The sequence below is a fragment of the Larsenimonas rhizosphaerae genome, from assembly GCF_023700005.1.
Lineage (GTDB): Bacteria > Pseudomonadota > Gammaproteobacteria > Pseudomonadales > Halomonadaceae > Larsenimonas > Larsenimonas rhizosphaerae.
This window is the reverse complement of record NZ_JAMLJK010000002.1, coordinates 396,993-415,109: the sequence shown is the minus strand read 5'-3', so window position 1 is coordinate 415,109 and position 18,117 is coordinate 396,993. Positions and strand designations below refer to the sequence as shown.

General features: G+C 56.0%; 18 protein-coding genes and 1 pseudogene. 16 read left to right on the top strand and 3 right to left on the bottom strand.

The window, feature by feature from the left end; all coding sequences use genetic code 11:
- Nucleotides 1-345 (top strand): annotated as a pseudogene (locus tag NAT21_RS12070) (cell envelope integrity protein TolA); the annotation flags it as partial.
- Between the two features lie 268 nt (nucleotides 346-613).
- Here the strand turns inward: NAT21_RS12070 and tyrS are convergent.
- Nucleotides 614-1,819, bottom strand: a complete 1,206-nt coding sequence (gene tyrS / locus NAT21_RS12065; protein WP_250938754.1) for a tyrosine--tRNA ligase — start codon at nucleotides 1,817-1,819, stop codon at nucleotides 614-616.
- A gap of 97 nt (nucleotides 1,820-1,916) precedes the next feature.
- Between tyrS and NAT21_RS12060 the strand changes: the two genes are divergently transcribed.
- Complete coding sequence (locus tag NAT21_RS12060) at nucleotides 1,917-3,050, top strand: anhydro-N-acetylmuramic acid kinase (RefSeq protein WP_250938751.1); 1,134 nt, start codon at nucleotides 1,917-1,919, stop codon at nucleotides 3,048-3,050.
- Between the two features lie 108 nt (nucleotides 3,051-3,158).
- Here the strand turns inward: NAT21_RS12060 and NAT21_RS12055 are convergent, their stop codons facing one another.
- Entirely contained in the window at nucleotides 3,159-4,160 is a 1,002-nt protein-coding gene (locus NAT21_RS12055) for a type IV pilus twitching motility protein PilT (protein WP_250938773.1), read from the bottom strand.
- Between the two features lie 34 nt (nucleotides 4,161-4,194).
- Here NAT21_RS12055 and NAT21_RS12050 point away from each other — a divergent pair, with 34 nt between their 5' ends.
- The 7 genes from NAT21_RS12050 (at nucleotide 4,195) to NAT21_RS12020 (ending at nucleotide 10,166) form a co-directional block, all read left to right on the top strand.
- Entirely contained in the window at nucleotides 4,195-4,893 is a 699-nt protein-coding gene (locus NAT21_RS12050) for a YggS family pyridoxal phosphate-dependent enzyme (RefSeq protein WP_250938749.1), read from the top strand.
- 84 nt (nucleotides 4,894-4,977) lie between these two features.
- Nucleotides 4,978-5,802 (top strand): pyrroline-5-carboxylate reductase, encoded by an 825-nt coding sequence (proC, locus tag NAT21_RS12045; protein WP_250938747.1) that lies wholly within the window; start codon nucleotides 4,978-4,980, stop codon nucleotides 5,800-5,802.
- Nucleotides 5,803-5,823: 21 nt separating this feature from the next.
- Nucleotides 5,824-6,417, top strand: coding sequence for a YggT family protein (locus NAT21_RS12040; RefSeq protein ID WP_250938746.1), 594 nt, complete (start codon nucleotides 5,824-5,826; stop codon nucleotides 6,415-6,417).
- 110 nt (nucleotides 6,418-6,527) lie between these two features.
- On the top strand, nucleotides 6,528-7,685 hold the full coding sequence (gene metX / locus NAT21_RS12035; RefSeq protein WP_250938743.1) for a homoserine O-succinyltransferase MetX: 1,158 nt from the start codon (nucleotides 6,528-6,530) through the stop codon (nucleotides 7,683-7,685).
- On the top strand, nucleotides 7,685-8,275 hold the full coding sequence (gene metW, locus NAT21_RS12030; protein ID WP_250938740.1) for a methionine biosynthesis protein MetW: 591 nt from the start codon (nucleotides 7,685-7,687) through the stop codon (nucleotides 8,273-8,275). Before metX ends, metW begins: the two co-directional genes overlap by 1 nt.
- A gap of 10 nt (nucleotides 8,276-8,285) precedes the next feature.
- On the top strand, nucleotides 8,286-9,710 hold the full coding sequence (locus NAT21_RS12025) for a hypothetical protein (RefSeq protein WP_250938738.1): 1,425 nt from the start codon (nucleotides 8,286-8,288) through the stop codon (nucleotides 9,708-9,710).
- Between the two features lie 42 nt (nucleotides 9,711-9,752).
- Entirely contained in the window at nucleotides 9,753-10,166 is a 414-nt protein-coding gene (locus NAT21_RS12020) for an acyl-CoA thioesterase (RefSeq protein WP_250938736.1), read from the top strand.
- Here the strand turns inward: NAT21_RS12020 and sfsA are convergent.
- Nucleotides 10,161-10,883 carry a DNA/RNA nuclease SfsA gene (sfsA, locus tag NAT21_RS12015; RefSeq protein ID WP_434084398.1) on the bottom strand — a complete coding sequence of 241 codons (723 nt, stop codon included), beginning with the start codon at nucleotides 10,881-10,883 and terminating at the stop codon, nucleotides 10,161-10,163. The two genes, NAT21_RS12020 and sfsA, sit on opposite strands and share 6 nt — an antisense overlap.
- Nucleotides 10,884-11,134: 251 nt before the next feature.
- On the opposite strand from sfsA, the gene dksA reads away from it, so the two are divergent.
- From dksA to NAT21_RS11980, 7 genes are all read left to right on the top strand, one after another.
- Nucleotides 11,135-11,569, top strand: a complete 435-nt coding sequence (gene dksA, locus NAT21_RS12010) for an RNA polymerase-binding protein DksA (protein ID WP_250938732.1) — start codon at nucleotides 11,135-11,137, stop codon at nucleotides 11,567-11,569.
- Nucleotides 11,570-11,632: 63 nt separating this feature from the next.
- On the top strand, nucleotides 11,633-12,520 hold the full coding sequence (gluQRS, locus tag NAT21_RS12005) for a tRNA glutamyl-Q(34) synthetase GluQRS (RefSeq protein ID WP_250938730.1): 888 nt from the start codon (nucleotides 11,633-11,635) through the stop codon (nucleotides 12,518-12,520).
- Nucleotides 12,521-13,268: 748 nt separating this feature from the next.
- On the top strand, nucleotides 13,269-14,636 hold the full coding sequence (gene pcnB, locus NAT21_RS12000) for a polynucleotide adenylyltransferase PcnB (protein ID WP_407658260.1): 1,368 nt from the start codon (nucleotides 13,269-13,271) through the stop codon (nucleotides 14,634-14,636).
- Nucleotides 14,636-15,115: a 2-amino-4-hydroxy-6-hydroxymethyldihydropteridine diphosphokinase gene (folK, locus tag NAT21_RS11995; RefSeq protein ID WP_250938726.1), complete on the top strand. Its 480-nt coding sequence runs from the start codon at nucleotides 14,636-14,638 to the stop codon at nucleotides 15,113-15,115. Before pcnB ends, folK begins: the two co-directional genes overlap by 1 nt.
- A gap of 47 nt (nucleotides 15,116-15,162) precedes the next feature.
- Entirely contained in the window at nucleotides 15,163-15,954 is a 792-nt protein-coding gene (panB, locus tag NAT21_RS11990; RefSeq protein WP_250938724.1) for a 3-methyl-2-oxobutanoate hydroxymethyltransferase, read from the top strand.
- Nucleotides 15,954-16,802, top strand: a complete 849-nt coding sequence (gene panC, locus NAT21_RS11985; protein WP_250938722.1) for a pantoate--beta-alanine ligase — start codon at nucleotides 15,954-15,956, stop codon at nucleotides 16,800-16,802. The genes panB and panC overlap by 1 nt, the downstream gene beginning before the upstream one ends.
- Nucleotides 16,803-16,906: 104 nt before the next feature.
- On the top strand, nucleotides 16,907-18,082 hold the full coding sequence (locus NAT21_RS11980; RefSeq protein ID WP_250938719.1) for an acetyl-CoA C-acetyltransferase: 1,176 nt from the start codon (nucleotides 16,907-16,909) through the stop codon (nucleotides 18,080-18,082).
- The last annotated feature ends 35 nt before the right edge of the window (nucleotides 18,083-18,117 follow it).

The window sequence follows — 18,117 nt, the reverse complement described above, 5'->3', positions numbered from 1 at the left end:
GAGAAGCAGAGAAGCAGAGAAGCAGAGAAGCAGAGAAGCAGAGAAGCAGAGAAGCAGAGAAGCAGAGAAGCAGAGAAGCAGAGAAGCAGAGAAGCAGAGAAGCAGAGAAGCAGAGAAGCAGAGAAGCAGAGAAGCAGAGAAGCAGAGAAGCAGAGAAGCAGAGAAGCAGAGAAGCAGAGAAGCAGAGAAGCAGAGAAGCAGAGAAGCAGAGAAGCAGAGAAGCAGAGAAGCAGAGAAGCAGAGAAGCAGAGAAGCAGAGAAGCAGAGAAGCAGAGAAGCAGAGAAGCAGAGAAGCAGAGAAGCAGAGAAGCAGAGAAGCAGAGTGGCCTGTCTGCTGTCCCATGATGTTAGCGCCCCCCGGCGTCCTTGCCTGTACAAGCCATCCTGGCTCAAGGGGGCGATTCACGCTAACAGGGTCCCTTCCTTGGGTAGCGGCGCGTCCTGCGCCCCCCTCTAACGTGATATCACTATATAGGAGATGTATTGTATCTGTCCAACTTTTTTTGTTTTTTCTATTACTGGCACACTTCAAAGCTGTACAAACACTTTATCCATGTTAACAAACTGTATGGAAGGTCACTGTTATCACCCCAAAGAGCGACCGCTTGCGGCTTCAACCATGGACCAGGGTGATACGTGCATACCGCTTTTTACCCGCCTGGAAGACTCTTGCCTGCCCATCGACGGCCAGCATCGTGCCCGCAGATACCTTTTCACCATCAATCCAGACACGCTGATTTTTCAGCATGTCCTTGGCCTGGGCACCATTACTGGCCAGACCGGCCTGATTGAGGATCATGGCAATCGGCGCTTCCTGCATATCAAGTTTCAGAGTGATGTCTTCAATATCATCGGGGATCTCACCTTCCGCCAGCTGATTACCACTGGACTTGTGTGCATTGGCGGCTGCCTCCTCACCATGGAAACGCGTCACCAGCTCCCGCGCCAGCTCCATCTTGACATCACGTGGGTTCGCACCACGCTCAACGCCATCCATGAGCTCACGCACTTCATCCATCGATTTCAGAGAAAGCAGTTCAAAATAACGCCACATTAAACTGTCGGGCATCGAAACCAGCTTGTTGAACATCTCCCCGGGCCGATCATTGATACCGACATAGTTACCCAGTGACTTGGACATTTTCTGGACACCGTCCAGCCCCTCAAGAATCGGCATGGTCAAAACAACCTGAGGCACCTGGCCAAAGTGCTTTTGCATCTCGCGACCCATGAGAAGGTTAAACTTCTGATCAGTCCCCCCCAGCTCGACATCTGCTTCAAGAGCCACCGAGTCGTACCCTTGTATAAGGGGGTACAGGAATTCATGAATGGAAATGGCCTGATTGCCCTTGTAGCGCTTTTCAAAGTCGTCACGCTCGAGCATACGGGCCACGGTCGATGTCGCCGCCAGCTCAATCATGTCCGATGCTGACAGCCTGCTCATCCACTCGGCATTGAAAACCACCGTGGTTTTTTCCGGATCCAGAATCTTGAAGACCTGTTCCTGATAAGTCAGTGCATTGGCCTTTACATCCTCTTCGGTCAGCGGCTTGCGCGTCACGTTCTTGCCGGTCGGGTCTCCGATACGGCCAGTGAAGTCCCCTATCAAAAACAGCACTTCGTGGCCCAGATCCTGAAACTGACGCAGCTTGTTGATCAGCACCGTATGCCCCAGATGGAGGTCCGGAGCCGTAGGATCAAAACCGGCCTTGATGCGCAGCTTGCGCCCTGATGACAGCTTCTCGACCAGCTCGTCTTCGACAAGAATCTCATGCGCTCCGCGCTTGATAATCGATAATGCTTCCGCGACATCCACCATGACTGACGACTCTCTTCGTAGGTGAGGTTATGCAATCCTTCGGGATCACTATAAAGTGGCGCGATCATACCATGGGCAATAGACGGGATTCATGATCATGCCTGCCACCATTTCCGGCCTGTTTGTGGGCCTGATGTCCGGTACCAGCCTGGACGGCATTGATGCTGCTCTGATTCGCTGTACCGATCAGCGAATTACCTTCATTGATGCCCGCGCGTGCCCCATGCCGGACACTCTGAAGGACGAGTTACTGGCCCTGTGCCATGCACGTTCGGTCGAATTCGACCAGCTGGCCTCGGCAGAACACGCCTTTTGTGTACTGCAGTCAGAACTGGTGAATCAGCTTCTGAAAGGCAACGGCTATACCACTGATGATATTGTGGCCATCGGCAGTCATGGCCAGACCATAGAGCATCAACCGGAACTGTCCACGCCTTATACCTTTCAGCTGGATAATCCGAGCCTGTTAAGCGAATTGACAGGATGTGATGTGGTGGGGGATTTCAGGCGACGAGATCTGGCCGCCGGCGGACAGGCCGCACCGCTGGCCCCGGCGTTCCATCAGGCGATCTTTCAGGATACACAGTGCTGGCGCGTGGCTCTGAACCTGGGTGGATTTGCCAACATTACTCTCCTTCCACCGACAGAGAGCGGTATCAGTATCACTGGATTTGATACAGGCCCGGCCAATGTCCTCAGTGACTATTGGTTCCACCAGTATAATGAAGGCAACTATGATGCTTCGGGCTACTGGGCTCGCAGCGGCACTCCCCACCAGGTCCTGCTGGAATCCATGCTGGCAGACCCCTTCTTTGCACGAACCGCCCCGAAGAGCACAGGCCGGGAATACTTCAACCCTGACTGGCTCGGCAATCATCTGGCAGCGCACCCGGCCACCCCGGAAGATGTTCAGGCCACCCTGATAGAGCTGACCGCCCGCACAATCGCCGATGCCGTACGCGACGCCCTGCCTGATACGGCATGCGGCGATGTTGATGTCATCCCCTGCGGGGGTGGTGCCCACAATGGGTACCTACTTGAACGGCTGGCATGTCACCTTGCTCCGGTGCGCCTGCGTGACTGCACTGATTTTGGCTGGTCGGCTGACTGGATGGAAGCGGGCGCCTTTGCCTGGCTTGCATGGCGACGCGTCAATTGCCTGCCCGGCAACCTGCCGGAAGTAACCGGCGCGCGAGGCCCCCGAGTGCTGGGCGGACTCTACCGCCGGTAAGCAGATGACTGCCCTGCCTGCTCGGTCGCCTTTTCCTGGCGGCCGGCAGCACTTGATGGCACGGGGTGAACGACGAAGAGTCTTCACCCCACCTGGACATATCACGGGTCAGCGATCGTAAACAATCAGCCCATCAGTACGCAGTCGATTAACGGCATGTTCCATGGTCTGCATGCCGACTGCCGTGCCGGTTTGAATCGCGGAGTAGATCTGGGCGACCTTGTCCTCTCGAATCAAATTGCGAATGGCCGGGGTAGCCACCAGCACTTCGTGCGCAGCGATCCGCCCTCCCCCCACTTTCTTGAGCAACTGCTGCGACACGATGCCCTGAATGGATTCAGACAGCATCGAACGTACTACGGACTTCTCGTCGCCAGGAAAGACATCAACGATGCGGTCAATGGTTTTGGCTGCAGAGGTGGTATGCAGCGTCGCAAATACGACATGACCGGTTTCCGCAGCAGTCAGGGCCAGGCGAATGGTTTCAAGGTCGCGCAATTCACCTACCAGAATGACATCCGGATCTTCCCTGAGAGCCGAGCGCAGGGCGGATGCCATGGTATGGGTATCACGACCTACCTCGCGCTGAGTTACCAGACAGCGGGCCGGAGTGTGAACAAATTCGATCGGATCCTCTATCGTCAGGATATGCTCATAACGCTGACGGTTGATGGCATCCAGCATGGCTGCAAGCGTGGTGCTCTTGCCTGACCCGGTAGGCCCTGTCACAAGTACAAGCCCTCGTTTGAGCGCCGCAAGCTGTCTGAACACATCAGGCAACCCCAGCTCATCCAGATTCGGAACCTGGTCTGGAATAGCGCGAAACACCGCAGCAGCCCCCCGATCCTGCTGAAAAACGTTGGCACGAAAGCGTGCAACACCGGGGATCGCAAAGGAAAAGTCAACTTCATGCTCGGTTTCAAACACGCTGCGCTGCTGCTTACTCATGATGGCGTTGATCAATTCAATGACCTGACGATCATCCAGTGCAGGTACATTGATCCGCCGAATATCCCCATCAACTCGAATGATTGGGGGCAAACCGGCGGACAGGTGTAAATCCGAGGCGTTCTGTTGTGCCGAAAATGCCAGCAGTTCTGTAATATCCATGGTTTCTCGCCAACTATCCGTATCTGGGGTCGTCATGTCAGGACACACTGTGCAGGACAATATCGTCGCGGTACGCGGGCGACTTGAATCCGCGTTGCAAAAGGCCGGACGGACGCCGGGATCAGCCAGCCTGCTGGCGGTGAGCAAGAAAAAGCCGGCCGAGGATGTACAGGCTGCCTACGAGGCCGGACAGCGGTCCTTTGGAGAAAACTACCTGCAGGAAGCGCTCGACAAGCAGCAGGCCCTGTCAATGCTCGACATAACATGGCACTTCATCGGCGCCGTTCAGTCCAACAAGACACGCGAAATAGCCGAGCACTTCGATTGGTGCCATACCGTGGACCGGCTGAAGACTGCTCGCAGATTGAGTGAGCAACGGCCAGACCACCTGCCGCCCCTCAATGTCTGTCTGCAGGTCAATATCAGCCGGCAGGAGTCGAAATCCGGCGCGGCTCCTGAAGAGGTCGAGACCCTGGCAGCAGAGATTGCCACCCTGCCCGGACTCTCCTTTCGTGGCCTGATGGCCATTCCGGCACCCACCGTGTCGTTCAACGAACAACGCCTGCCCTTCAGGGCACTGCGTGAACTACTGGACACATTACGCATCAACCATCCTGATCAACCGCTGGATACGTTATCCATGGGAATGAGCGATGATATCGATGCCGCCATTACAGAAGGATCAACGCTGGTACGAGTCGGCACGGCCATTTTTGGTGCCCGGGCAAGCTGATCAGCGCGACGGGCATGCCAAGCACCCCGTTTCACGTTAAGGTAGCCGCCATCACTGATCATTCATGAACAGACAGGAGCATGCATGGCACATCAACACATTGCGTTCATCGGCGCAGGCAACATGGCCAGCGCCATTTTCGGCGGCCTGATCGACGGTGGTTTTCCCGCCGATCATATTACAGCCGCCTGCCCGGATGCCGACCTGCTTGACGCCGTCGCCAAACGCTACGGCGTCAAGACCACAATCGATAATGCCGAAGCGATCCGTCAGGCCGATGTCGTGGTACTGGCAGTCAAGCCACAGATAATGAAATCGGTCTGCGAGCCACTGAAAAGTCAGCTCAAGGATGGCCCGTTGTTCATCTCGGTAGCTGCCGGACTCAAGGTGGATACGCTGGATCACTGGCTCGGTGGTGGACAATCCATCATTCGCTGCATGCCCAATACACCGTCACTGGTTGGTGCCGGCGCATCAGGCCTTTATGGCAATGCACGGGTTACTGACACACACCGCACAACGGCCACCGAGCTGATGCAGGCAGTAGGTATTGTTGAGTGGGTCGAGGAAGAATCCCTGCTGGATGCCGTTACTGCCGTCTCCGGCAGCGGGCCGGCATACTTCTTTTTGATGATCGAGGCACTTGAAGAAGCCGGCGTCAATCGTGGGCTCCCCCTAGAAACCGCACGGCGCCTGGCCATTCAAACCGCTTATGGAGCGTCGAAAATGGCGAGCCAGAGCGAGCAGGACCCCGCCCAGCTCAAGCGCAACGTCATGTCGCCGAAAGGAACGACAGAGCAGGCCATCTTCAGCTTTGAAAACGCCGGCATCAAGGCCATCTTTGATGATGCCACGCGGGCATGCAGCGACAGGGCCAGTGAAATGTCCGACGAGTTCGGAAAAATCTAAATTACGTAACGGAGCCACACCATGGGGACAACCCTGGGAAATACCGGCCTGATGCTGGTAAATACGCTGATCGGCGTTTACATGTTCGTTCTAATGCTGCGCTTTCTGCTGCATTTTTCGAAAGCGGACTACTTTAACCCCATTAGCCAGGGGGTGGTAAAAGCCACCTCACCTCTGGTTAATCCGCTACAGAAAATCATTCGCCCGATCGGTGGCATTGATATCGCCACCCTGGTAGTCGGGCTGATCTTCAAGGCACTGGGAATCATTCTGGTGCTATGGATTGCCGGCGCCGGCATGCCGGCCCTGCCCAGCCTGTTGATCGGCGCGCTTGCGGGGGTACTCAATGCCATTTTGAAGATCTACTTCTTCGCGATGATTATCCTGATCATCCTGAGCTGGGTTGCACCGCAGGCCAATCATCCTGGCGCCCTGCTGGTCTTCCAGATCACGGAGCCGGTCATGGCACCGCTGCGGCGTGTCATCCCGCCGCTTGGTCCGCTGGACCTCAGCCCGATCGTGCTGTTTTTGATCATCAATCTTCTTGATAGCCTGGTCGTCAATGCCCTGGCCCGTGCCGCCGGTTATCCGGTAGGTGCACTGATCGGTTTTTAACCCGCCTGATCAGCCCGGCTCCCAGCCGGGCTGATCGATATGCTACATTGTCCTGCCCTGGCGCACGTCTTTCCTGCTGCGCTACTGATTCAACCGGAACAGACGCAACAATGCCTGATACGATGCCCTCGACTTCGGTAGGGTTGGTAACGCCCCGCACCGAAACGTTTGAGACGCCGCTGGCCCTGGCCTGCGGCAAGGAGCTGCCCGGCTTCGAACTGGTGTATGAAACCTATGGCGAACTCAATGCAGATGCCAGTAATGCCGTACTGGTTTGCCATGCCCTGTCCGGCCATCATCACGCTGCCGGCTATCATGACCTCGAGGATCGAAAACCCGGCTGGTGGGATGCCTATATCGGCCCGGGCAAAAGCATCGATACTCGTCGTTTCTTCGTGGTCTGCGTCAACAATCTCGGCGGGTGTCACGGGTCGACCGGGCCACAAAGCATCAATCCGGCCACGGGGCAGAACTGGGGGCCGGCCTTTCCACTGGTGACCGTGGAAGACTGGGTACATAGCCAGGCCATGCTGGCTGATCGCCTGGGCATCGAGCGCTTCGCCGCTATCGTGGGTGGAAGCCTTGGCGGGATGCAGGTGCTTCAATGGGCCATCACCTATCCGGACCGGCTGGCCAATGCTGCCGTCATTGCCGCAACGCCCAAACTGTCCGCACAGAATATTGCCTTTAATGAAGTGGCACGACAGGCCATTCGCTCCGACCCGGACTTTCATGATGGCTGGTATGAGCAGCACGGCACGCTACCAAAGCGCGGCCTGAAACTGGCTCGCATGATTGGTCATATCACCTATTTGTCTGAACATTCCATGGGGACTCGGTTTGGCAGGGACCTGCGGACCGATAGCCTGAATTATGGCTACGACGTCGAGTTTGAAGTGGAATCGTACCTGCGTTATCAGGGCGATGCATTTTCGACACGCTTCGACGCCAATACCTATCTATTAATGACCAAGGCTCTGGATTACTTCGATCCAGCCAGCCTTCACCAGGGCGATCTTTCAAAGGCCCTGGCACATACTCGCTGTCCGTTTCTCATCGTCAGCTTTACCACCGACTGGCGCTTTGCCCCGGCACGCTCCCGAGAGCTGGCCAATGCCCTGATGCGGGCAAAACGGCCGGTGAGTTATGCCAATATCGACTCCCCCTTTGGCCACGATGCCTTTCTACTTCCCAATGACCGTTATGAAGCGGTGTTCACCGCATTCATGACCAGGGCCTATCACGACATGACACGGAGAGCCGCCTGATGCGTGCCGATTTTGCTCAAATCATGCGGTGGGTACCTGAACAAGCACATGTACTGGACCTGGGGTGCGGGGATGGCATGCTCCTTGACACCCTGAGCCGCGACAAGCACATCACCGGATATGGCCTGGAAATTGACCCGGAAGGTATTACTGCCTGTCTGGCGCGTGGCGTAGATGTCATGGAGCAGGACCTTGATGGTGGTCTGGACAACATCGGGGATGATGCCTTTGACGTTGTGATCATGACTCAGGCGCTCCAGGTTCTGCGACGACCGGATCTGATGCTCGATGAAATGCTTCGGGTAGCCCGTGAGTGCATTATTGCCTTCCCCAACTTTGCCTATTGGCGCCACCGCCTCTATCTGGGACTGAACGGGCGCATGCCGGTATCTCGCGCACTGCCTCATGAATGGTACGACACACCAAACATTCACCTGTCGACCTTCAAGGACTTCAGACGGCTATGTGATCAGCAGGGGCATCGCATCATTGACCAGGCCGTCGGCAACGGCCATCACCAAACGCACTGGAGTGCCGAGCGCTGGCCCAACCTGTTCGGCCAGACGGCCATCTTCCGCATTCAACGCTGACCGGGCCCCCATGACCGAACTACGCGCCACGCTTGATGATGTCATTCACACACTGCAAAGCGGCACCGGATCATTTGAACGCCTCATTGCATGCGCAGGCCCGCCCCTGTCCGGGCTGGTTGAGCGCACCTGCCCGGAGGCATCGGATACGACCCGGGAACTTGTTGTTCAGGACATATTCTGTCTGGTACACAAAAACCTCGGACGCCAGCCTGCAAGCGAGTGGTCAGGCCATGACTGGATAATGCTGGTGGCTGTCAGGCGCATCAACAACTACCTGGACAGCATAAACTCTACCGCAATGGCCCAGTGGGTAGATCGTATCGAACAGGCCATCGAGCAGTGGCTACCCATTCAAGGCGCCCCTCGCTATCCGGTACACATACCACATGCAGCGACAGGCGACTGCCAGACCCTGTGCCATCATCTGGAAATATCTCCCGATTCGAATGTACCAGCCATGCTCGATCAGTGCCTTGCAACACGGTTCAGGGATATCCCCCTGCCCTCGGAGGCAATCGAACGGATCATGCAGGAGATTGATCGCCATCGTCCGGTCAGGCATGGGGCTGCCCCCATGGAAGAACCGGCGTTCAAATCCCTGTCGGATCCCTCGCTTGCAAAGGCAACACAGAGAGCACGCTGGCAGTATCACATTCGCGACATATTCAGGCAGCGGGTAGGCGAGCCTGCCGAAGACGCCCTGTTCAATCTCTGGTACCGGCAGCGCAACAGGCGGCAACGGCTTGAAGCCATGGGACTACCGCGTCGAAGTGTGGAAAAGACCATGGGATCAAGGCTATCGGTCAGCATCGTTCCAGGCCAGCTGGTACAGTCCATCTCCTTTCCCGACAAGACAGAACGCCGACGATTTGCAAACCGGTTCATCTGGGACGGGGACTGGGATACGCGCCTGTCAGAGCCCCGTACCGGTCGGCAGTTTCAGTTTATCTACGACATCTGGCGGCACCGGGCAGATCTGACGCAAAGCCTTACTCTGGCGGACTACCAGGCGCGTATCGATCAGGGCCGTCCCTTAAGCTCGACACACAAGGGCATCCTGCTGAATAGCCGGGAGCGAATCCTGACTTACCTGCACGTTTATCGCTTCTATCTGGAAGACATGGCCTGCTTTGGTCTGGATGCTCACCAGGGCAAGGATGCCATCGGCGTTGCCGTAACCCGCCATGGTCAACTGACCAAGATCAACAAGGGCCTGCATCGCATCGCCATGGCACAGGTACTTGAACTGGCAGAAATACAGGTTCAGGTGCGCAGTGTTCATCGCGGCTGGTGGCAGCAGGTAACCGAGCATCTTCCTGGCGGCAGAGCCCTTGACCAGGTGGGTCAGGCACTTCAACAAACCCTGCCGGCAACGCACCCGCCCTCAGAGCATTTTTCGCGTGAAAAATGGCGCAGGAAGCATCAGCGCTAGTCAGGTATAACAGACAGAACCTGCCAACACAGGAGAGCAGTAATGAACTTTCACACTCGCAAGTGGATCAAGCCGGAAGACCTTAATCCCAACGGCACTCTTTTCGGGGGCAGCCTGCTGCGCTGGATCGACGAAGAAGCCGCAATCTACGCCGTCATTCAGCTTGATAACCCTCGGGTAGTGACCAAATACATGTCCGAGATCAACTTTCTTTCCAGCGCTCGGGAAGGCGATATCATCGAACTGGGCATTACAGCCACCCACTTTGGGCGGACATCGCTGCGACTGCGCTGTGAAGTGCGCAACAAGATCACACGGAAAAGCATTCTGACCATTAGCGATATCGTTTTCGTCAACATGGGCGCTGACGGTCTACCTGCCCCGCACGGCAAAACCGAAATCACCTACGCAAGCGACCGGTTTGATGACGAGCCGGATAATCAGCCAGCGTCATGACATCGCAACGCTCAGCGGGCGATCACACAGGGTAAGCGGTCCATCAAACCGGCAGCCGTAGGCCAGCACGTGCACACCGCTTTCTACCGCACGATCCAGTGCCAGCCCATAGCCTGCATCGATGTGACGAGCCGGACACACGACCTGCACATCATCACGAGCCACACAGAACAGCAGCACGGCGACTCCTCCCTGGCGAGCCCACCCTGTCAGTGCCTCTAGGTGCCTCTGTCCGCGGCGTGTCACCGAGGATGGAAAGTATCCGCGCCCATCCTCTTCTCGTAATGTGACCTGCTTGACCTCCATGAAAAGAGAAGGCTCATCGGGCAGGCTCACACAAAAGTCGATTCTGGAATCATCAAGCTGTACTTCCCGTCTGATTATCGTATCGGCTGGGGAGCATGCATTGTATGGTAAAGGGAGGGTGATACGGCCCGCCTTCAGGCTCTCGGCAACCAGCGCATTGGCACGGCCGGTATGCACCGAGGCCACTGCGCCGCCGGGCAGTTCGACGCGTTCCCATGTCCAGGCAAGCTTGCGTGCAGGATTGTCACTGGCAGATACCCATACACGAGCACCTGGGCGGTCGAGACTTCGCATGGATCCGGTATTCGGACAGTGTGCCGTGATGGCCCGGCCGTCCCACAGCACGATATCAGCCAGAAATCGCTTGTAGCGTTTGACCAGTCGGCCTTCAATCAATCCATTCAAATACACGTTTTATTTACTCTGATCCATAAAAAACGGCCAGGTGTTAACGCCACCCGGACACTTGAGAATTTCTACGCTGTGTCAAAATCGCATTATTCTTAACAAGGCCCGCCATGAAGCGGTTTCATGCACTACTGAGCAGAACGGGCAAACGAAAAGTATTGCATACAGCTTGAAAATACGCTAAATAGCTCTACCTTTCGTGGGCCACCCACCATGCCTGGCGGTCGAAGTCATTACAAGCAAGAGGCAGTCCCATGGCAGTAGCTGAAAACCCAGACAGTTTGAAATCCTTTACGCCCTATGAAGAAGCACCGGGCGAGGAGTACATGAACGAAAAGCAGCTCGCGCACTTTCGCCAGATCCTGTCCAACTGGAAACAGGAATTGATGGAAGAAGTGGACCGCACCGTTCAGCACCTGCAGGAAGAAGCAAATAATCACGCTGACCCTGCAGACCGTGCCACTCAGGAAGAAAGTTTCAGTCTTGAATTGAGAGCCCGTGATCGTGAGCGCAAGCTGCTCAAGAAGATCAATCAGACCATCGATAACATCGACGAAGATGATTATGGCTTCTGCGATGCCTGTGGTGTCGAAATAGGCATCCGCCGCCTGGAGGCTCGTCCAACAGCAACGCTTTGCGTGGATTGCAAGACGCTGGCTGAGCTCAAGGAACGCCAACTCGGCAGCTGATGCTGCAGCCTTTCCTGCGCCGCGCCATCATGCGGCGCTGACCTGTCCGCCGGATATTTCGCCATGTCAGGCTATGTTGGCCGGTTTGCGCCTACGCCTTCCGGTCCTCTCCACTTTGGTTCACTGACTACCGCTCTGGCCAGCTGGCTGGATGCGCGTGCTGTCGACGGGCAGTGGCATGTCCGCATTGAAGACATCGACCCTCCCCGCTGCCCTCCCGGTACAGACACCCTCGTCCTTAAACAGCTTGAAGCATTCGGGCTTGTCTGGGATGGACCGGTCACCTGGCAACACGACCACGGTGAACGCTATGAAGCCTTTCTGAACACCCTGGTGGAAAGCGGTCATGCCTACCCCTGTGGTTGCTCCAGGAAGGAATGGCAGGCTTACGGGGTCTATCCTGGCTGGTGTCGCCATACACCGCGCCATCCCGAGCGTTCATCTGCCTGGCGTCTTGACGTGACAAGCGGTCCATCGACCATATGCTGGAATGACCGACGTCTGGGGAAGCAACAATGGCCACTTGAACCACTCGGGGATGTTGTTCTTAAGCGCCGCGATGGCCTGTGGGCCTATCAGCTCGCCGTCGTGATCGATGATGCCGAACAGGGAATCACCGATGTTGTACGTGGCGTGGACCTACTCGACAACACGCCCTGGCAGCACCTCCTTCACGACCTTGCTGGCTATACCCCACCCCGAATGCTGCACCTGCCACTAATGCTCACCCCCGAGGGCCAGAAACTGTCCAAGCAAAACCTCGCACCGGCGCTTGATACTCGAAGGGATGCACCACGAAGCATTCTACACCAGGCACTGATGGCACTTGGACAGAAGCCCCCAGAGGAATTGATGGATGCTCCAGTAGTCGACCAGCTCGCCCATGCCAGGACTCACTGGCGCATCAGCCGACTACCGGGCTGCAATGTAACGGCACGTTCAACAACGTAGACCATTGTCTCAGTTTCACAGGCCGGTCAACAGGTTACCCTATACACCACATCGATCGCGCACCAATTTGGCACACACCAGTAGTTCGATGTTCACTTTTGGCGCGCAAGAAAACCCTGCAACAGCTTTAATGCCATCAAATTGATACCGCATTCAAAGCACATAAAAACAAACTACTGTTTTAAAAGAAAAAAATAAAAACTGGCATCACGCATGCAAGTTATAAAGTGAATACGAAGACCGACAGCCATTCGGTGCATAACAAAAACAACGCCACCACTGGCACGGAATAACCAATAACAACAATTTATTCCGATGATACGACCGGCAAAACAATAACAACTCTTTGCCACACAAACGTATGACATAAACAATAACAAGATAGAATCGGTCAAGTAACACGGCGCCGTGAGCACGGGAAAACAATAACAAGGCCCCGGCCAACGGCTACTTCGATCCAACAACAAGAAACGAAGGTAGAAAGGCATCTGCCGTGGTGCATGGAAGATTGTTTTGAATACGAGACGGTCATTGGTCGCCGTCACAAGTACAAGAACGGTGGACTCACCCCCTTGTGACCGTGGTGCGTATTCAGGGCATTAAGCCATCATTAGAAAAATATGAGCAAAGCGCATTCAAGGGAGGCATCGCCTCCCTTTTTCCTGCCTGTAATATAAGTAAATCCTGTAAATACCTTGTGCTTTGCAATACCCGGTCGCTTCGTTACACTTGGCCTATTCATTTACCCATGTTTAAAAGCCTTCAAGGTGGCCCACAGCGTTTGAATACCCCAACTTCTTCACCCCACATTGCTTCTCCACGGATCCTGACGCGAGACGAGCACTCCCTGTCGCGCCGCATGATCAATGAAAGCGCACTCAAGGTCCTGTACCGGCTTAACCGCGCAGGATTTGAAGCTTACCTGGTGGGTGGCTGTGTACGTGACTCCCTGCTGGGCAAGCAGCCAAAGGACTTTGATGTGGCGACCAATGCCACGCCGGAAGAGGTCAACGATCTTTTCCGCAATGCTCGTATCATTGGCCGCCGCTTCAGGATCGTGCATGTACGCTTTGGCAGGGAAATCATCGAGGTAACCACCTTCCGGGGCCAGCATGGTGACGCCGAGGACAGTCCGCACGCTCAGCAAAGCGATGCCGGCCTGCTGCTGCGTGATAACGTATGGGGCAGCGTGGATCAGGATGCCATACGTCGTGACTTCACCATCAATGCCCTGTACTACAATATTGACGATTTCTCGATTCATGACTGGGCTAATGGGCTGGATGATCTCGACAACCGTCTTGTTCGGATGATCGGTGACCCGGAAACACGCTATCGAGAAGACCCGGTGAGAATGCTCAGGGCAGCCAGGTTTTCAGCCAAGCTGGATTTCGACATCGAGGAAAGTACACGCGAGCCGATTCTTGAGCTCGCGCCCTTGCTGCTCCAGATCCCACCGGCGCGCCTGTTTGAGGAAGTGCTCAAACTGTTTCTATCAGGGCAGGCCCTTGCCACCTACGACGTCCTGCGCGAACTCAACCTGTTTCCGATGCTTTTCCCGCCGACGGCGGAATCCTTCGAGCACCTCCCCTGGGCGGATCGCCTGATTCGTCAGGCTCTCGAAAATACCGACACACGCATCAGGGAAGACAAGCCGGTTACGCCGGCCTTCCTTTACGGTGCATTCCTGTGGCCGGCAGTTCAGCTCGAAGCCCAGCGACTGGAAGATGAGGGTGTGCCAGTCATGCCGGCCTTCCAGCAGGCTTCTCAGCAGGTCATTCACAGGCAGCTGCAACACACCTCGATTCCCAAACGATTCAGCTTCCCGATGCGCGACATCTGGGAACTTCAGCATCGATTGCCACGTCGCAAGGGCAAGCACGCCTTTCAGTCACGCGAGCATCCTCGTTTTAGGGCAGCGTATGATTTTCTGCTGTTACGCGAGCAGGCAGGCGAACTTGAGCCAGGCCTTGGCCAATGGTGGACGGATTTCCAGGTAGCCTCCGAACAGCAGCAACGCGAAATGATAGAAGCCGTGTCAGGACAGGCACCCTCTTCAGTCAAGGCGCCACGACGGCCACGTCGCAGAAAGCGGCGCACACCCCCGACCTCATGATGGCCACAGCCTTCATCGGCCTCGGAAGTAACCTGGGAGAGCCGGCAAACCAGCTCACTCAGGCCTTTCAGGCCTTGAACCGCATTCCCTTGACCCGACTTACAGAAACTTCACCGCTGTATCGCAGCGCTCCGGTAGGCCCACAGGATCAGCCCGACTTTGTCAATGCAGCGGCCACTCTCGTTACCCGACTGTCTCCCCTGGCGCTGCTTGACCAGCTTCAGGCCATAGAACAGGCACATCGACGGGTCCGGGCGCGCCACTGGGGCCCCAGAACGCTTGATCTTGACCTGCTCTGGTTTGAACATCAGTACATGACTCACCCCCGCCTGCGTCTTCCGCACCCCGAGATGGTGCACCGCGCCTTCGTCATGATCCCGCTGGCAGATATAGCCCCGACCCTCATGATTGATGGGGAGACCGCACGTAGAAGAGCAGATAACTTCCCCCATCAGGATGTATCGTTACTGATAGAATAACGCCGCACATCCAGCGCGCTTTTTATCCGTTCATATCGAGAGATCTCATGAAGAACGTGACCTTGTCTACCCTGCAGAAACATCGACAGGAAGGCAGCATCTTCAGTTGCCTGACCGCTTACGATGCCACTCTGGCAACACTGGCGAGCCAGGCCGGCATCCATGTCCTGTTAATCGGCGACTCCCTCGGCATGGTGCTTCAGGGGCATGACAGCACGGTTCCAGTCACCATGCAGGACATGATTTATCATACTCGCTGCGTGGCCCGCGCCAATACGACGAGCCTTGTCATGGCAGATATCCCCTTCATGGCACACGCTACTACCGAGGATTTGCTGCACCACAGTGCACAACTGATGCAGGCAGGGGCACATATGGTCAAGGTAGAAGGAGAAGGCTGGCTCGCCGACGGAATTCAGGCCCTGACACAACGAGGCATACCTGTTTGCGCCCATATGGGCCTGACGCCGCAAAGCGTCAATGCCTTTGGCGGTTACAGGGTTCAGGGACGCAGTGATGAAGCAGCCCACCGAATGATCAGCGATGCCAGACACCTGGTATCGGCCGGAGCAGCCGTCATTTTGCTGGAGTGCGTGCCTCGCCAGGTGGCACTGGCGCTACGCGAGGAAGTCAACGTACCGGTTATCGGCATCGGTGCCGGCCCGGACGTCGATGGGCAGATACTGGTCATGCACGATATGCTGGGCGCCACTACCGGCCGCATGCCACGTTTCGTCAAGAACTTCATGACCGAGGCATCATCCATTCAGGAAGCATTCGAAGCCTATCATCTTGCCGTCACCGAGCGTCGATTTCCCGCCGAGGAGCATTGTTTCTAATGCAACAATTCAATGACATCGCCAGCCTGCGTGAAACGCTTCAACATGCACGACGCCAGGGTCGGCGAATTGCCTTGGTACCGACCATGGGTAATCTGCATGAAGGCCATCTGACCCTGATAGCCGCAGCACGTGCAGAAGCAGACCTGGTGGTTGCTTCCATCTTTGTCAATCCGACACAGTTTGGTCCGGGCGAAGATTTCGATCGCTATCCACGAACCCTTGAAGAAGACTGCCTGAAACTGATGAGTGCCGGTTGTGATGTGGTATTTTCGCCCACGCCTGCCACCATGTATCCCCATGGAACAAAGCATTTGAGCCACGTTCATGTTCCGGCGGTTTCGGAGGGCCTTTGCGGCGCGAGACGTCCCGGCCACTTTGACGGCGTATCCACCGTGGTCAGCCTGCTGCTTCATATCGTACAACCGGATATTGCCTGCTTCGGTGAAAAGGATTACCAACAACTGGCCGTCATTCGAAAAATGGTCATGGACCTTCATATGCCAGTCACGATTGTTGGAGTCCCCATCGTGCGTGAACCCAGTGGACTCGCGTTGTCCTCCCGCAACCAGTATCTGACCGCAGATGAAAGGAAGGTTGCGCCAGGCCTTGCCGCCGTACTACGTGATGTCAAAAGAACACTGGAAAATGGGGGCGACATCTCAACGGCCATCGATCAGGGACAGCAAGCGCTGGTTACCAGAGGATTCCGACCGGACTACCTCGAACTTCGTGAGGCCATCACACTCACACCTGTAACCGACTCAACTCACAACGCCGTACTGCTGGTTGCCGCCTACCTGGGGCAGACACGACTTCTGGATAATACAGCCGTTACCCTGTCCTGAGATTCTCCGTCCTCCGAAGTGGTTTGATTGGAAAATCAAACTATGCTCATAAAAGCGCCGGCAGTCGCCGGCTTTCATGACGCATTACCGTGAGGAGCCTTCCTATGCAAGACGTGGTGATTGTTGCCGCCAAACGAACCGCCGTCGGCGCATTCAATGGGTCGTTGGCTGGCGTATCCGCTGTCGATCTCGGTGCACGAGTCATTCAACAGTTACTGCAGGATACCGGTGTGTCTCCCGAAGCAGTCAGCGAAGTACTGATGGGGCAGGTACTTACAGCCGGCTGTGGCCAGAACCCGGCCAGGCAGGCTGCCATCAAGGGTGGTCTGCCTGTTTCCGTGCCCGCCATGACCATCAACAAGGTATGCGGATCGGGCCTCAAGGCACTTCATCTGGCAACACAGGCCATCCGCTGCGGGGATGCTGACCTTGTGATTGCAGGGGGGCAGGAAAACATGTCCCTTTCTCCGCATATCCTTCCTCATTCGCGCACCGGGCAGCGCATGGGACACTGGTCCGCCATCGATACCATGATTCAGGACGGTCTATGGGATGCCTTCAACGATATTCACATGGGCATCACCGCTGAAAATCTGGCCGAAAAATATGGCATCAGCCGTGAAGACCAGGACGCCTTTGCCTTCGCATCGCAGGAGAAGGCCAAAGAGGCCATCGCCAGTGGCGCTTTCAAGAATGAAATAGTCCCGTTCGAGATCCCTCAACGCAAGGGTGATCCGCTTGTCTTTGACACCGATGAAAACCCCAGAGCAGTAACCCTTGAAAAGCTGGCCGGCATGCGCCCTGCCTTTAAAAAGGACGGCACGGTAACGGCCGGTAACGCATCCGCACTCAATGATGGCGCGGCGGCTGTCATGCTGTGTTCTGAAAGCAAGGCTCGGGAGCTGGGCCTTGAGCCTCTGGCACGCATTGCCGGTTATGCCAACTCAGGGGTGGATCCTGCAACCATGGGCTTTGGACCAGTCCCGGCGACGCAAAAGTGTCTTGAAAAGGCCGGCTGGAATATTGGCGAGCTTGATCTGATCGAGGCCAATGAAGCATTTGCCGCACAAGCCATCAGCGTAAATCGGGCACTTGAGTGGGATACCGGAAAGGTAAACGTTAATGGTGGCGCAATTGCATTGGGCCATCCGATCGGTGCTTCCGGCTGCCGCATTTTCGTGACATTGCTTCACGCCATGCTGAAACGCGACGCCAAAAAGGGGTTGGCAACACTATGCATCGGTGGCGGGCAAGGGGTCGCTCTGGCAATCGAGCGTTGATCTACTTTAACCCTGTCTATGGCTTCAGACATGAA

Excerpts from the sequence above, each read along its gene's own strand:
- panC (WP_250938722.1), top strand. The coding sequence starts at position 15,954 with ATGCAACAATTCAATGACATCGCCAGCCTGCGTGAAACGCTTCAACAT.
- NAT21_RS12060 (WP_250938751.1), top strand. The coding sequence starts at position 1,917 with ATGCCTGCCACCATTTCCGGCCTGTTTGTGGGCCTGATGTCCGGTACC.
- pcnB (WP_407658260.1), top strand. The coding sequence starts at position 13,269 with ATGTTTAAAAGCCTTCAAGGTGGCCCACAGCGTTTGAATACCCCAACT.
- metW (WP_250938740.1), top strand. The coding sequence starts at position 7,685 with ATGCGTGCCGATTTTGCTCAAATCATGCGGTGGGTACCTGAACAAGCA.
- NAT21_RS12040 (WP_250938746.1), top strand. The coding sequence starts at position 5,824 with ATGGGGACAACCCTGGGAAATACCGGCCTGATGCTGGTAAATACGCTG.
- NAT21_RS12055 (WP_250938773.1), bottom strand. The coding sequence starts at position 4,160 with ATGGATATTACAGAACTGCTGGCATTTTCGGCACAACAGAACGCCTCG.
- NAT21_RS11980 (WP_250938719.1), top strand. The coding sequence starts at position 16,907 with ATGCAAGACGTGGTGATTGTTGCCGCCAAACGAACCGCCGTCGGCGCA.
- dksA (WP_250938732.1), top strand. The coding sequence starts at position 11,135 with ATGGCAGTAGCTGAAAACCCAGACAGTTTGAAATCCTTTACGCCCTAT.
- gluQRS (WP_250938730.1), top strand. The coding sequence starts at position 11,633 with ATGTCAGGCTATGTTGGCCGGTTTGCGCCTACGCCTTCCGGTCCTCTC.
- folK (WP_250938726.1), top strand. The coding sequence starts at position 14,636 with ATGGCCACAGCCTTCATCGGCCTCGGAAGTAACCTGGGAGAGCCGGCA.
- NAT21_RS12020 (WP_250938736.1), top strand. The coding sequence starts at position 9,753 with ATGAACTTTCACACTCGCAAGTGGATCAAGCCGGAAGACCTTAATCCC.
- proC (WP_250938747.1), top strand. The coding sequence starts at position 4,978 with ATGGCACATCAACACATTGCGTTCATCGGCGCAGGCAACATGGCCAGC.
- NAT21_RS12025 (WP_250938738.1), top strand. The coding sequence starts at position 8,286 with ATGACCGAACTACGCGCCACGCTTGATGATGTCATTCACACACTGCAA.
- panB (WP_250938724.1), top strand. The coding sequence starts at position 15,163 with ATGAAGAACGTGACCTTGTCTACCCTGCAGAAACATCGACAGGAAGGC.
- tyrS (WP_250938754.1), bottom strand. The coding sequence starts at position 1,819 with ATGGTGGATGTCGCGGAAGCATTATCGATTATCAAGCGCGGAGCGCAT.
- NAT21_RS12050 (WP_250938749.1), top strand. The coding sequence starts at position 4,195 with ATGTCAGGACACACTGTGCAGGACAATATCGTCGCGGTACGCGGGCGA.
- metX (WP_250938743.1), top strand. The coding sequence starts at position 6,528 with ATGCCTGATACGATGCCCTCGACTTCGGTAGGGTTGGTAACGCCCCGC.